This window comes from Cupriavidus sp. YR651, from assembly GCF_900101625.1.
Classification (GTDB): domain Bacteria; phylum Pseudomonadota; class Gammaproteobacteria; order Burkholderiales; family Burkholderiaceae; genus Cupriavidus.
In genome coordinates this window covers 1-13,330 of the sequence record NZ_FMYZ01000008.1, presented here as the reverse complement: position 1 = coordinate 13,330, position 13,330 = coordinate 1, and the positions used below count along the sequence as shown (strand labels likewise).

The window sequence follows — 13,330 nt, the reverse complement described above, 5'->3', positions numbered from 1 at the left end:
TCCTTGTCTGTAGGGTGGGGCGGCCGGTCAATAGCTCACGTAGACGTCGGTCAGCAGGTCTTCGGGGCCGGGCAGCGGCGCGGCCTTGGCTTCCTGCACGGCGTGATCGATGAGCGCGGCGACTTCGCGGTCGATGACGTCGAGTTCCTCGCGCGAGACCACGCCGGCCTGAGTGACGATGCGCGCGAACTGCTTCAGGCAATCCTTGTTGGCGCGGATGTCGTCGAGTTCTCCCGCCGCGCGATACGTCTGCGCGTCGCCCTCGAAGTGGCCATAGAAGCGGATCATCTTGCATTCCAGCAGCGAGGGGCCGCCGCCTTCCCGCGCGCGGCGGATGACTTCGCCGGCCGCTTCGTGCACGGCAAAGAAGTCGGTGCCGTCCACCGTGACACCGGGAATGCCGAAGCCGGCCGCGCGGTCCACGTAGCTGTCCACGGCGGTGCCGTACTCGCGCGCGGTGGATTCGGCGTAGCCGTTGTTCTCGATGACGAAGATCACGGGCAGGTTCCACACGGCCGCGAGGTTCAGGCTTTCCAGGAACGTGCCCTGGTTGGACGCGCCATCGCCGACGAAGGTAATGCCGATCTCGCCCTTGCCGCGGAACTTGGCGGCCAGCGCCGCGCCGCAGATCAGCGGTGCGCCGGCGCCCAGGATGCCGTTGGCGCCCATCATGCCCTTGGACAGGTCGGCGATATGCATCGACCCGCCCTTGCCGTTGCACGATCCGCCCTTGCGGCCGTAGATCTCCTTCATCATCGCCACCGGGTCCACACCCTTGGCGATGCAGTGTCCGTGACCGCGGTGCGTGCTGGCGATGCGATCGCCGTCGCCCAGGTGGTGCAGGATGCCAACGCCGGCCGCTTCCTCGCCGGCGTACAGGTGGACGAAGCCGGGGATGTCGCCGCGCCCGAAGTCGACATGCAGGCGCTCTTCGAAATCGCGGATCGTGCGCATCTTGCGGTAGACGCTGAGCAGCGTTTCCTTGTCGAGCGGCAGTGCGCCCGGGGTCTGTGACGAGGGTGCTGTCATGGTGATCTCCTTGGTGGGGCTACGAGTGGCTATGAGTGGCTATGGGTGGTTACGGGGGTGGCGGTATGCGCATCAGGCGGTGCCGCGCGGCGTGGCGCATGCAGGCGGCCACGTCGATGCTGGGAAAGGCGCGCTCGCGCAGCGTGACGGTGACGGTGTCGCTGGCGTCGAAGGCAAGCTCGCGTTCGCCGTCCAGCGCGACGATGCCGCTGCGCTGGCTCACGCGATGTGGCTGGCCGTGCGAGAGGCGGTGCCAGCCGGCGATAGGCACCGTGGCCATCAATCCGGGAGCGATCGGCGCGCGCAGATCGAATTCGCCCGCGCCCGGCGCGGCGATTTCCACGGCCAGCCCGCCGGCTTCATGCCGGCCGACCGGCTCCAGCAGTCCGGCAATCGACGACAGCCCGATGGCTTGCGGATCGGCAAAGGCCACATAGAGCGCGGCGAGGGTGTCGGTCTTCCAGACCGCGCGGGCGCCGACGAAGTGCTCGCGCGAAATGACCGCATCGACCAGCGCGATGTCGCGCCGCGCGGCGCCATCGGCGCGGTCGATGGCGATGTCGAGCCGCTTGTTCCACTGGAGCGCCTCGTCGCGCGGCACGCGGCCGGTGGCGTAGAGGCCGACGGCGAGGCCGGTGATCGTCGGCTCGCGCATTTCGGGAAAGGCGTTGTTGGTGCCGGTAGACAGGCCGGCCACCGGCACGGCGCCGCATTCGCGTACCACGGCGCGGTGCGTGCCGTCGCCACCCAGCACGACGATGGCGGACACGCCTGCCTCGGCCATGCGGCGCGCGGCCAGGAAGGTATCGTCGACGCGCGCGGTGACGGGCATGTCGAGGTAGGTGACGGCGGGCAGCGCCGCGTCCGGTCCCTGGCGCCGCGACAGGTGCCGCGCCAGCATGACGCGCAGGCCCTCGCGGTCCGGCATCATCAGCACCTCGGCAATGCCGCATGCGGCCAGCGCCGCCAGCACGCGCAACACGATATTGACGCGATCCGCCAGCTGCAGGCTGTTGGCATTGGCGATGATGCGGCGGATATCGCGCGCGGAGATCGGATTGGCGATGATGCCGACGCGCGGCGGGCCAGCGTGGGCGGCATCTGCCATGCGTGTCTCCTGTCGTGGTTGTCGACAGGGGTATTGCAACGGCTGTGCCAGTGCGCGGCGCGCGGTCAGGCGGGGAAAACGTCAGGGCTAACCCGCAGGAATTCCCCGTCCGACGCCGGTTGGCGGGCATTGCCTGTGACAGGTGTCACAGGTCAGCTGTATCGGAGCGTGGACAGTCGTATCGCGGATCGCTCGGTGGTGGCTCGGTGGTGACTCAGTGGTGTGTATCGCGCTGGTTTGGCGACGCAATGCCGTAGCGCGCCATGCGGCGGTACAGCGTCATGCGGCTGATGCCGATTTGCCGCGCCACGGCGCTCAGGTTCCAGCCCGACGCGCGCAGGTACTGCATCAGCAGCATGCCCTCCGGCGGCAGGTGGTGAGGGTCGAACGCCGGCTGGCAGGGTTGCGCGGGCGCCGTCGCCGCCGGGGATTCGCCCGGATCGGCCGAAATTGCCGCCGGTCCGGCAAATCCATCCGGAAGATCCGGCAGGTCGATGCAGCCATCGCGGCAGACCGCGCGCGCGTACTCCAGCACGTTGCGCAGCTCGCGCAGGTTGCCGGGCCAGCGGTGCCGATGCATTTGCACCCGTGCGGCAGGGGACAGCATCACGGCCGGATCGCCGAGCAGCTTGTCGATCATCCAGTCGAGGTCGCGACGTTCGCGCAGCGGCGGCAGCGTGAAGCGCGCGCCGTTGAGGCGATAGAACAGGTCCTCGCGGAAGCGTCCCTCGGCCACCAGTTGCTCCAGCCGCTGGTGTGTGGCGGAGATCACGCGCAGCCGCACCGGCACGGGACGCGCGGCGCCGACCGGCAGCACCTCGCCCTCGGCCAGCACCCGCAGCAGGCGCGATTGCAGTTCGCGCGGCATGTCGCCGATTTCGTCGAGGAACAACGTGCCGCCGTCGGCTTCCTGGATCAGTCCGCGACGGCCGCGCGGCCCCGCGCCGGAGAAGCTGTTCGGCAGATGTCCGAACAGCTCGGATTCGATCAGCGTCTCGGGGATCGCCGCGCAGTTGACGGCCACGAAGGGCTGGTCGCGGCGGGCGCTGGCCTGATGCAAGGCCTTGGCGAAGAACTCCTTGCCACTGCCGGTTTCGCCCTGAATCAGCAGGTGCAGCGGAGAGTCCGCCAGCCGCGCCGCGCGCTCGAGTTGCTGCCGCAACGCCGGATCGCCGCCGCACAGCGCCGCCAGCGGTGCGGGCAGCAGCGCGGGCGCCTCGGCATCGACCGCGGCCCCGACGGGCCATCGCATCGCCGGCGGCAGCACGCTGAGGTAGAGCAGGGCGCCCGTGCGATTGAGCGCCAGCCGCCGTTGCTCGCTCGGACGCGAATAGATGAAGCGGCCAAGGTCTTCCAGCCGCGCGCCGAACAGTGCCTCGAATGGCTGGCCGAGGACTGGCACATCGCGCCGCATCGCCTGCAGTTCGGCGGCGAGCAGCCGTTGCGCGGGACGATTGTGGCCAACGATCTTCCCGCCAGCATCGAGTGCGACCAGGTATTCCGGATCGACGTCCACGAACTCCGGCGACGCATTGAGGCGCAGGATCCAGTCCCGATGGTGCACGCGCAGGAAGTTGGCGTTCTCGATATGGGCCGCGTAGATTCTGACGAGCTGCAGCGCCATGCCCTGGCTGGCCTTTGCCACCGGCGACGTCAGGGCCGAGATGTCCAGGATGGCGTGCAGCGTGCCGTGCGAATCGAACAATGGGGCGGCGGTGCAGGTCAGCGGAATATGCGTGGCGTCGAAGTGATCCGCCTGATGCACGGTCAGTGCTTCCCCCGTCGCCAGCGCGGTGCCGACCGCACAGGTGCCGGCGCCGGCTTCGCTCCACTCGGCGCCCAGGTACAGGCCCGCACGCCGCAGGCTGGTGTCAGTGTTGGCATCGCCCAGGTAGTCGACGGTGACGCCTTGCGCATCGGTCAGCAGGACCACGTAGCCCATGCTGGCGACCTGCCCGTGCAGGGTTTCCAGGCCGTGCCGGGCGATGCGCGCGAAATCGTCGATCCGTTGCTGATGTTCACGCAGCCGCATCTGCGGCAGGATGCGCGCCGCCTGCATGCGGGACGGGTCCAGCCCGTACTGGTGCACGCAGCGGCGCCAGGAGCTCTGGATGATGGCATCGTGCGCCACGCCGGGCGCGGCGAGCGGGGCGATGCCGGTGGCCTGGAATACGGTGTCGATGTGCGCACGTTGCCGCAGGTCCATCGCTGTCTCCTAGTCAGCGCGCACCGGTCCGTACATTGCGGGTGGCGTCGCGGGCTTTCTAATGTATCCGAGCCGCCGGCGATTGGTAAGGCGCGTCTGCGCGCGAAGGCACTGCTGCGACGCAGCGATGTGGTGGGCCCGGCACCCGATGCTGCCTGCGCGCCCGGGCGGCCCGTTCGGCACAGTGTTATCGGCGGAAAGCAAAAAGCCGCGGCGATGGCCGCGGCTGGTTGGTGACTGCTACGTTGGCGCGGGATGTCGACGTCCGATGTCGACACCTGTCTGCGCCGTGACGCGCTCAGGCCAGTTGCGTCGGTGACAGTGACAAGGCGCGCACCGCCTTGGCCGCGATCTCGAACGATCGCAGCCGCGCCGCATGGTCGTAGATCTGGCCGGTCAGCATCAGTTCGTCCGGACGCAGGTCGTCGACGAAACGCTGGATGCCATCGCGCATCGCGGCGGGATCGCCCACCACGGAGCAGGCCAGTGAACGGCGGATGTGATCGGCCTCGCTGGCATCCCACAGCAGCGAGATGTCATCCACCGGCGGCTTGAGCTGACCCGGCGAGCCGCGCACCAGCGCCAGGAACTGTTGCTGCAGGGAGCTGAACAGGCGGCGGGCTTCCTCGCCGGTGTCGGCTGCGAACACATTGAGCCCGAGCATCACGTGCGGGCGGTCCAGCTGTTCGGACGGACGGAACGTGCGGCGATACAGGTCGACGGCCTGACGCATGAAGCCCGGCGCGAAATGCGAGGCGAACGCAAACGGCAGGCCCATCGCCGCCGCCAGTTGCGCGCTGAACAGGCTGGAGCCCAGCAGCCACAGCGGCACCTTGAGCCCGGCGCCGGGCACCGCGCGCAAGCGCTGGCCGGGCCGCACATCGTCAAAGTAGGCCTGCAGTTCTTCCACGTCCTGCGGGAAGGTATCGGCCGAATCCTGGCTCAGCTGGCGCCGCAGCGCACGTGCGGTGGACTGGTCGGTGCCGGGCGCGCGGCCCAGGCCCAGGTCGATGCGGCCCGGGTAGAGCGAGGCCAGCGTGCCGAACTGCTCGGCCACCACGAGCGGCGAGTGGTTGGGCAGCATGATGCCGCCCGAGCCAACGCGGATCGTCGACGTGCCATTGGCGACGTAGCCGATCAGCACGGCCGTGGCCGCGCTGGCGATGCCCGGCATGTTGTGGTGCTCGGCCAGCCAGAAGCGGCGATAGCCGAGCTGTTCCGCGTGTCGGGCCAGGTCCAGCGTGTTGCGCATGGCCTGGCCGGCATCGCTGCCTTCCACGATCGGTGAAAGGTCGAGCAGGGAATAGGGGATCATCGGGTGCGATGCGCGGGCTGGGCCGCGCGGTATGTGGCTACGGGGACGGGCTATGGTAGTGACCCCCGGTGAATCGTGCTGACGGCCACACAGTAGCCATGACGCGCGTGGGGACTCCGGCGCGCCAGGGCACTAGGCAAACAGGCGCTGCGCCACGGCACCGCTGGCCACGCGGCGGCCGATGGTGAACCCCAGCGCGCGATAGCTTTCCCACTGGGCTTCGTCGAAGCACTGGTCGGCGGTGCCCTCCTGCGGGAAATCCGGATGCACGGCGCCATACTGGCGGACGTCCGCAGGGGCGGACGGCGTCAGACGCGGCTTCAGCAGCACGATGCGCGTCACCGGCGGGCCATCCGGCGCGCCAGCCTGGCCGGCCTCGTAGACGTTCAGCAGCAGCCCGACCTTTTCGAGGCGTTCGGCGTCTGCGTCCGCCGCGAAATCGTCGGACGTGCCGAAGACAGCACCGAGCACCGGGTCGAGCGCGGCTGAGGTGTCGACGGCGATCTCGAGTCCGAAGTCGATGCGCGCCAGCCGGATCAGGTTGGCAAGATCGCCGAAGCGATAGTCGGTGTCGCAGCCGCAATCGCACAGCACGATCAGGGCGACGCGGCGCTCCGGACGCAGGAGTTCATAGACGCCGGTGTTCTCGAAATGGCCGCCGTCGGACAGGTATTGCCAGCCGCGGCGCGTGCCGTGGAAGCGCGCTGAGAGTTCGCAGGCGAGGTAGTACTGGGTGCGGAAGATCTCCGCGATGGCACTCGTGGCCGGACGGTTGCGGCGCTCGGTGCCGACGGGGCCGCGCAGGCGTCCGCGTCCGGCGTTGGCGGTGCCGCAGGGGATGCCGTCCGCCATGCACGACGGCCACCAGACGCCGAGGCGCAAGTTGGCCAGACCCAGCAGCAAGGACGTGCCCAGCGTGGAGGCGCGTCCGAGGCCCGTGGAAATCGCCGCGCCGGAGATCGCCATCCAGTCGCCGACGGTGCGGGCCTGCGCCATTTCGCCAGCGCGGCGCGGCGCGCCGGTCTGGCCCTGGGACATCGCGCAGCAGAGCTGGCCATCGACGGTGAAGCGCGCGTAGGTATCGGCCGGCAGCTGTTGCGCGGTGCCCGGCTGCACCAGCGCCGCGCCCGGCGACAAGCAAAGCGGCTTGCCCTTGCGGTCGCGCTGGACCAGTTGCTCGGCCGGGTCCACGGTCAGGTTGAGCGTGACGTTGATCAGGTGCAGGGGCGCGAGCACGCGGGGATCGTAGTAGTCGTTGAGGCTCAGCTGGTCATCTGGCGCGGGCTCGGCCACGCTGAAGCGCTGGGGGATTTCGCGCGCGCCCGGCGGCGTGCTGAACCGGTTGCCGTTGGATGCACCCAGGTAGGCACGCGTCAGCCGCGACGCGTAAAAAGACTGCAGCGTCGACAAGTTGAGAAAGCCCGCGAATCGCCCGACCACGACCGCCATCATCAGGGTCAGCAGGGTGAGCGTGGCCAGTGCCGGCGTGGTCCAGGCCTTGCCGAAGACCAGCCAGTCCACCGGCTCGCCGCCATCCCAGCGCACCCACAGGACGATCCACGACCACAGCACAAACACCAGCAGCGCCAGCAGCGCCGCCAGCAGGCCGGCCAGCAGCGAGATCGGCAGCCGCGACAGCAGGGCGCGCAACGGGGAATCGACAGCGCCCTTGTGGCCGTCGTCGAGCAGCGTCGCGCCGTAGCGCACCAGCCAGACGAGGCCGCCGAGCGCGCCTGCCGGGCCGATCGCGGCCCACGGATGCGTCGCGACGTGACTGTAGAGATAGCAGGTGCGTGCCGCGGAATCGGCAATGCCCAGGGCGGCCAGCGCCGCCGTGACGGTCATCGCGCCACGCAGCGCACGCGTCGCGCGGACCCGGTACATCGCCACCGTGCGCGGTGCAGGCATCAGCATGACCAGGCAGGTTGCCACACCGGTCCACGCGAGCAAGCCGACCGCCAGGCACGCGTAGGCCAGGTGCAGGGAGGGCTCCAGCCGCTGGAACCACCAGGCCGCGGCCAGGAAGGCGGCGCCGATCAGCGCGGCCAGCAGGACGGCGTTGTTGAGCACGCGCGCGGGCTGGCGTGGATCGTCCGAGCGCGGGTAGACCAGCCAGTACGCGATGCCCGGAGGCACGGCCAGCAGTAGCGCCGACGCGACGGGGAGCCACAGCAATTCGCTCCACCAGACCGCCAGCTGGCCTTCATTGAAAGCCTGGCGGGCGTCATGCAGCAGATCCATCTCGCTTCGGCCCAGGTCGGGCCAGGTGCCGGTGGCCAGGTGCAGCCCCAGCGCCAGCGCCGCCAGCAGAACCAGCAGTGCGCTGCCGATGACGTATTGCATGGCCAGCCAGTTGCGGACGACGATGGCGGCGGCATAGAGGTTGTCACCCGCGCCGGTGGGTGTCAGGTAGCGGCCGTTTTCGCGGAGCCAGGCGACGGCGGCCCGGCCGGGCGCATCGGCATAGGACACCGCGGTGCGGATGCGCCCGGGCGGTTCGTACTGGAGCGTGCGATAGGCGTCCTGCGCCGCCTGAACCGGACTGGTGCCTCGGCGCAGCCGGCCGGGGATGAACAGGCTGACGAAAAACGCGCCGAGGTAGCCGCCGCCACTGACGGTGGACAGGTAGTCGAATTGCGCAAGCAGCGATTGCGTGCCCGGGATGGGGGCTGGCGGTGAGGGGGTGGGTGTGGGGGTGGGTGTGGGGGTGGGTGGTTCGGCGGCGGGCGCCAGGTGTGCCTCCGCCAGCGCCTGCATCACGCCAAGGCAGAAGGTGGCGCTGCGGATGCCGCCGCCCGACAGGGCGATCGCCCAGTTGCCGGTGCGCCCGCCCGGTTGCGCGGGAATCTCCAGCGCACGGCGCCGGTGCGCCACGCGCAGGGCCTCGTCTTCCCAACCATGGTCTTCGCCTGGCATGCAGCCCTCCGCGCACAAACGGTCTGGGCCAAGTATAGGAAGCGGCGGTTGATAGGGAAGGGCCGTGTGCGCCGCGCGCAATGGCCCGGCGGTGCTCCTGCTAGTGCGCGGCGGCCCGCTTCGGGGCGTCAGCCGGTGGTGGCGCGTCCGGCAGCGCGCCTTGCAGGCGTTTCCATTCGTCGAATCCGCCCGCCAGCGCCCACGTCTTGGGATAGCCGGCCTTGCGCAGCCGTTCGGCCAGCACGGCCGCCGACATTTCGTGTGGGCAGGCGCAATAGATGACGATGTCGTCGGAGGCGGGGTGCTCGCCGAGGGTTTCCAGTGGCGCATGCAGTTCCATCACCACGGCCCCGGGAATGCGTTCGAACGGAGTGTCTCCGTGCGCGCGGACGTCCACGACCAGCGGCAGGGTGCCCGCGACGCGGCGCTGTTCCAGTTCCATGACCGTCATGCGCGGAATCCGGCCGGTGCGGCGCAGCAGGCGCCAACGCAGCCAGAAGCGCCAGGCGATGAACAGCGCGAACGCGCCAATCACGACCAGGACGGCGATATGGCCGTAGGTGCTGAACGCCGCCAGGATCGTATCGACGAAATCGCTGAACACCACGCCGGCCAGCAATGCGCCGCCGGCCCAGACCAGGGAGCCGAGGGCGTCGTAGAACAGGAAGGTGGGCAACGGCGTGGCGGTCATGCCGGCCATCGCCGTCGACAGGGCGCCGGCACCCGGCAGCAGCTTGGCAAACACCAGCGAGCGCGGACCGACCCGCAGGTACAGCGATTGCGTCTGGCGGATGCAGGTATCGGGCGAAATGGAAACGCGGCAGATGGTGCGCAGCATTGGCTGTCCCAGCCGCTTGCCGGTGAAGTACCAGGCCGTATCCGCAATCAGGCAGGCGCTGACGACGGCAAACAGCACCGCGCCGATGGACGGGCCGGACTCCTGCATCGACAGTGCGCCGGCGAGAAACAACATTGGATAGGCCGGCACCGGGAGCCCGGCCTGTTCGGCCAGCACGCTCAGGAACACGAGCAGCAGCCCGTGGCCGTCCAGCAAGCCCTGCAAATCACCCACGACAAATCTCCAGCCAGTAGTTGTTGGTCCTGCGGCGGCGAATTGGGGGCGCTGCCGGGATAGACGTACAGTGTGCCAGTGGCAAGCTGGCAGTGCACGTTCCCGGTCCGGACAGCATCTTCAAAATCCTTGAATGTGGTGGGGGCGAGACGTCGGTTTGGGGGTGGAGCGTCGCTCACGGCGCCGCGCGCAAGCCGGCCAGCGCATCGCTGAATTCCGTCACGATCGCGATGTAGCGCGGCAGCAGTGCCTGCACGACGGCGGCCTTGCCCTGCCGGGCGGCGGATTCCAGGGATTTGCCGGCGACGACAACGGTGGTGCAGCGCGCCAGGGCGCCGCTGCCCTTGAGCCGGTGCACGCTGCGTTGCACACCCGCCCAGTCCCGGAGGGCGGCGGCACGGCGCAAGTTGGCGAGATCGGCGGCGTTGGTGTCCATCAGGCGCGTCAGCAGCATGCGGTACAGCAGGACGTCGTCGCGTGCCGCGTTGACCAGCGCGGGCCCCATTGCCGCGCGCTCCGCTGCGGTCAGCATCGACGGGGCGCCACGTGGCGTCATGGAATCAGCCGGCACCGCCGCGCGAAATCGACCAGGTCCACGAGGGATTCGGCGTGCAGCTTTGTCATGATTCGCGTCTTGTAGCTGCTGACAGTCTTGTTGCTGATGAACAGTGCGCTGCCGATGGCCTTGTTGGTCATTCCGCGCGCGAGCATGCGCAGGATGACCACTTCCTTGTCGGAGAGCTTTCGCAGGCCGTCGTCGTCGCTGACCATGCGGTCATCGCGCGGGGCATCGCGGTTGCCCACGCTCGGGAAGACGGTGAAGCCACCGAGCACGCTCTCCACGCATCGGACGATGGCATTCATGTCCTGCGTCTTGCTGACGAAACCATGTACGCCGGCCTGGCACGCGCGTGCCGCGAAGGGCGTGGCGTCCTGGGCGGTCAGCACCAGGATGCGTACGCCGGGGTGGATGGCGAGCATGCGGGGTGCGGCGTCGAGCCCGCTCATCCGCGGGATGTCGAGGTCCAGGACGACCAGATCCGGCTTGTGGCGGCGCACCACGTCGATGGCGCTCTGGCCATTGTCGGCTTCGAGCAGGACCTTTACGCCCAGCAATTGCGAAAGGTGCGCGCGCAGCGCCAGCCGCAGCGCGGGATGATCATCGACGATCAGAATGGTTGTCATGCCTTGCTGCGGTGATGGCAAGCCCCGTTGCGATGCGATGACGGCATGGATGGCGCCGTGGAAGCGCCATCGGGGATGACCTGGGTCCTACATGACCCGGCAGTATAGGGAGACAACGACGCGCCGATAATGCGACGCTTCCGCAATGCTTGTGGGAAATTTCCGCAGTTGCGGTGGAGGTGGTCTGAATTGGTTCCGATCGCGCCCGATCGCACAAAAAAATCGCGGCCCTCCGCGCACAACGGGGGCCGCAAATCGGGAATGCGAGGAGGTCAGATCCTCAAGGAGAGTTATCGGCACACCGCTACGCTGCTCATCCCCTCTTAGGTGGGGTTTGCCGCACTTTATGGTGGGCCGGGGGATCAGGCAGTCAGGCGATCCGGGTGGTTGGCTGGGGAGGGCGGCGTGCGCAGGCGCCGGACGCCGGCTTCCATTTCCTCGTGGGCGGCATCGAGCCAGGCAATGCGATGCCGCACCGGATCGTTGGGGGACAGGTCGCGCTCCGTAATCTCCCGCAGGAAGTAGCGCACCATGCTGCCTGCCTTCGCAGGGACCGGCATCATGCCCAGCAACTGAAGCCGGTCGAGCAACCCCAGGCCGGCCGCATGCCGGAGGCCAGCCCAGGCAGTGCGGCCGAGTCCGATGTACAGGGCGCCCGGCCGGCACTGCGCGAGTCGGTCGAGGAAGTGCGCGTCGAAGATCGCGCGCAGCATGGGTACGTCGATCAGCTCGTCCAGCGGGCCGTTGAAGGCCAGGCCGTGCCGGGTCGTCGCAAAAGGCAGCAAGGCAAGGGGCTGGATCAGGTCGAAGCCGTCGTTCCATAACGCGGCGGCGTGGGGCTGACCAATCAGTTCCGGCACTCGGAAGTGGTCAAGCATTCGTATCAGGTTTGGCCGCACGAGCCGTCCGCCCAGTTCGACACGCCGCTTGTTTTCCCGCTGGATCGTCCGGCCGGGCGCGCGCGCGCGAATCAGTTCCTCGGTCACGGACGCGGCCAGCGCAACATGCGTGTGACCAGGTGTCGTACTCACCAGCACCAGGCGGGCATTGTCATTCCGGTGTTCGAACGGTACGTAGGTCATCGTGTAGGTACCGTCCTGATCTACCGCCACGGGCTTGTCCGTCACGCCCCGCGCGCCGCCTCGCCGAATGCGCGCGCAATACTCTTCGAAGTAATTCGCCAAGATGTCCCCGCTCCAATGCGATCCCTGCTTTTGCTGCCAATGTTTTCTTTTGGCTTCATGGTAAGCCGCGTCAGACGTGCCAACAACGCGCGCGAGTGGCGCTTGGCTCCCCTTGTCACACGACGTTCGTGGGCCAGCGAACAAAGCCGGAAGTCGCCCCGAATGGATTGGGGATGCGAATGTGGGCAATTTCTGGCGCGCGCTGCCGAAGGATGTTGCGGGACTACGTTGCGCGCGTAGTGGGGCAGGATGATGACGGCGATGCGTCTGGCGGAAGGGCCTGGGGAGTGAGGGGGCGGGAGGGCGCGAACGACAGAAGGAAAAAAGGCCGGACGCGTGAAGTGTCCGGAAACCCATTTGCTGACTCAGGTCGTGTCAAAACCCGAGGATTCAAATGATAACGATTATCATTTGCGGAGTCAATGGATCAATGCGATCAGGTCAGCGTCGTCTCGATGGAGATCTGGGCGGACAAGGATTTGTGCACCGGACATTTGTTGGCAACGCGGAGCAAGTCTTCGCGCACATCGGGTGCAAGTTCGCCGCGAAGCTCCACCGTACGCATCAACTTGTAGCTACCGGTGGCTTCCTCGTGCTGAACGGTTACCCGGACCTCCTGCAGATCGTAGCCCCTGCGTTTGGCGTACACCTGCAGAGTGAGCGTCGTGCACGCGGCCAGCGCGGAGTCGAGCAGATCGTGCGGATTAGGCAGGGAGGCGTCGCCCGCGGGCGCGTCCAGGTCGGCTCGCCAATGGGCGGTGCCATTGCGGAGGTCGCAAACACTGGAGCCGGAATTGGCGAGCCACGTCGCTTCAATAGTCATAGGGATGCTTTCCTTGCGTAGATGGGCGGAATCGGCCCGGGAAACCTGATTCTATACAGATGGGTTTGAAGGGATGGCTGATGTGCCGGAATCGGCTCTCTCATAAAATCTTAAAGGTTTGATGACAAAAGGCTTGCCAGTCGCGGAAGAGTCCCTTAATATTCGCCCCCTCGCAACACAAACCGCCGCTGCAAGGCAGCACTGGCAAGGGTTGCGGGGTGGATGGGGGTTGGGGTCGCGAAGGAATGCGGCGCTGACCGAAGCGAAAAAAACTTCGCTGCCCTGTTGACGAAACGCAGGTTGTTCTTCATAATCTCGTTTCTCTGCTGCTGACGCAAACGACGCAGCGACGCAGACGGCAAAGCCGGATGCGCAAGTTCTTTAACAACCAAACAACCGATAAGTGTGGGCGCTTGATGGCGAACGCGCCGAAGGCTTCGGTCTTCGGAATGCTTCAAAAGTTATCAGTGCTCGCACAGTAAAACATGTTCG

General features: G+C 67.6%; 10 protein-coding genes. All 10 read right to left on the bottom strand.

Annotation, left to right across the window (positions count from 1 at the left end; genetic code table 11):
* Nucleotides 1–27: 27 nt before the first annotated feature.
* Nucleotides 28–1,029, bottom strand: coding sequence for a thiamine pyrophosphate-dependent dehydrogenase E1 component subunit alpha (locus tag BLR29_RS21065; protein WP_092139210.1), 1,002 nt, complete (start codon nt 1,027–1,029; stop codon nt 28–30).
* Nucleotides 1,030–1,078: 49 nt separating this feature from the next.
* Nucleotides 1,079–2,137, bottom strand: coding sequence for an ATP-NAD kinase family protein (locus BLR29_RS21060; protein ID WP_092139208.1), 1,059 nt, complete (start codon nt 2,135–2,137; stop codon nt 1,079–1,081).
* Between the two features lie 214 nt (nt 2,138–2,351).
* Nucleotides 2,352–4,343 carry a sigma-54-dependent Fis family transcriptional regulator gene (locus tag BLR29_RS21055; protein ID WP_092139206.1) on the bottom strand — a complete coding sequence of 664 codons (1,992 nt, stop codon included), beginning with the start codon at nt 4,341–4,343 and terminating at the stop codon, nt 2,352–2,354.
* Nucleotides 4,344–4,641: 298 nt separating this feature from the next.
* The gene (locus tag BLR29_RS21050; RefSeq protein ID WP_092139204.1) at nt 4,642–5,658 is read right to left on the bottom strand and encodes an LLM class flavin-dependent oxidoreductase; all 1,017 of its coding nucleotides are present in this window, start codon (nt 5,656–5,658) and stop codon (nt 4,642–4,644) included.
* Nucleotides 5,659–5,790: 132 nt separating this feature from the next.
* A complete protein-coding gene (locus tag BLR29_RS21045) occupies nt 5,791–8,574 on the bottom strand; it encodes a hypothetical protein (RefSeq protein ID WP_092139202.1) in 2,784 nt (927 codons plus the stop codon).
* 100 nt (nt 8,575–8,674) lie between these two features.
* Nucleotides 8,675–9,646: a DedA family protein/thiosulfate sulfurtransferase GlpE gene (locus BLR29_RS21040; protein WP_092139200.1), complete on the bottom strand. Its 972-nt coding sequence runs from the start codon at nt 9,644–9,646 to the stop codon at nt 8,675–8,677.
* Between the two features lie 175 nt (nt 9,647–9,821).
* Nucleotides 9,822–10,202, bottom strand: coding sequence for an Hpt domain-containing protein (locus BLR29_RS21035; protein WP_092139198.1), 381 nt, complete (start codon nt 10,200–10,202; stop codon nt 9,822–9,824).
* Nucleotides 10,199–10,831, bottom strand: a complete 633-nt coding sequence (locus tag BLR29_RS21030) for a response regulator transcription factor (protein ID WP_092139196.1) — start codon at nt 10,829–10,831, stop codon at nt 10,199–10,201. Before BLR29_RS21030 ends, BLR29_RS21035 begins: the two co-directional genes overlap by 4 nt.
* A 362-nt stretch (nt 10,832–11,193) precedes the next feature.
* Nucleotides 11,194–12,015, bottom strand: coding sequence for a hypothetical protein (locus BLR29_RS21025; RefSeq protein WP_092139194.1), 822 nt, complete (start codon nt 12,013–12,015; stop codon nt 11,194–11,196).
* Between the two features lie 436 nt (nt 12,016–12,451).
* A complete protein-coding gene (locus tag BLR29_RS21020; RefSeq protein WP_092139192.1) occupies nt 12,452–12,838 on the bottom strand; it encodes an OsmC family protein in 387 nt (128 codons plus the stop codon).
* Between the last annotated feature and the right edge of the window lie 492 nt (nt 12,839–13,330).

What these genes read in the sequence shown, in the direction of transcription:
- BLR29_RS21055 (WP_092139206.1), bottom strand. Translation starts at nt 4,343, where the DNA reads ATGGACCTGCGGCAACGTGCGCACATCGACACCGTATTCCAGGCCACC.
- BLR29_RS21065 (WP_092139210.1), bottom strand. Translation starts at nt 1,029, where the DNA reads ATGACAGCACCCTCGTCACAGACCCCGGGCGCACTGCCGCTCGACAAG.
- BLR29_RS21020 (WP_092139192.1), bottom strand. Translation starts at nt 12,838, where the DNA reads ATGACTATTGAAGCGACGTGGCTCGCCAATTCCGGCTCCAGTGTTTGC.
- BLR29_RS21050 (WP_092139204.1), bottom strand. Translation starts at nt 5,658, where the DNA reads ATGATCCCCTATTCCCTGCTCGACCTTTCACCGATCGTGGAAGGCAGC.
- BLR29_RS21035 (WP_092139198.1), bottom strand. Translation starts at nt 10,202, where the DNA reads ATGACGCCACGTGGCGCCCCGTCGATGCTGACCGCAGCGGAGCGCGCG.
- BLR29_RS21030 (WP_092139196.1), bottom strand. Translation starts at nt 10,831, where the DNA reads ATGACAACCATTCTGATCGTCGATGATCATCCCGCGCTGCGGCTGGCG.
- BLR29_RS21060 (WP_092139208.1), bottom strand. Translation starts at nt 2,137, where the DNA reads ATGGCAGATGCCGCCCACGCTGGCCCGCCGCGCGTCGGCATCATCGCC.
- BLR29_RS21045 (WP_092139202.1), bottom strand. Translation starts at nt 8,574, where the DNA reads ATGCCAGGCGAAGACCATGGTTGGGAAGACGAGGCCCTGCGCGTGGCG.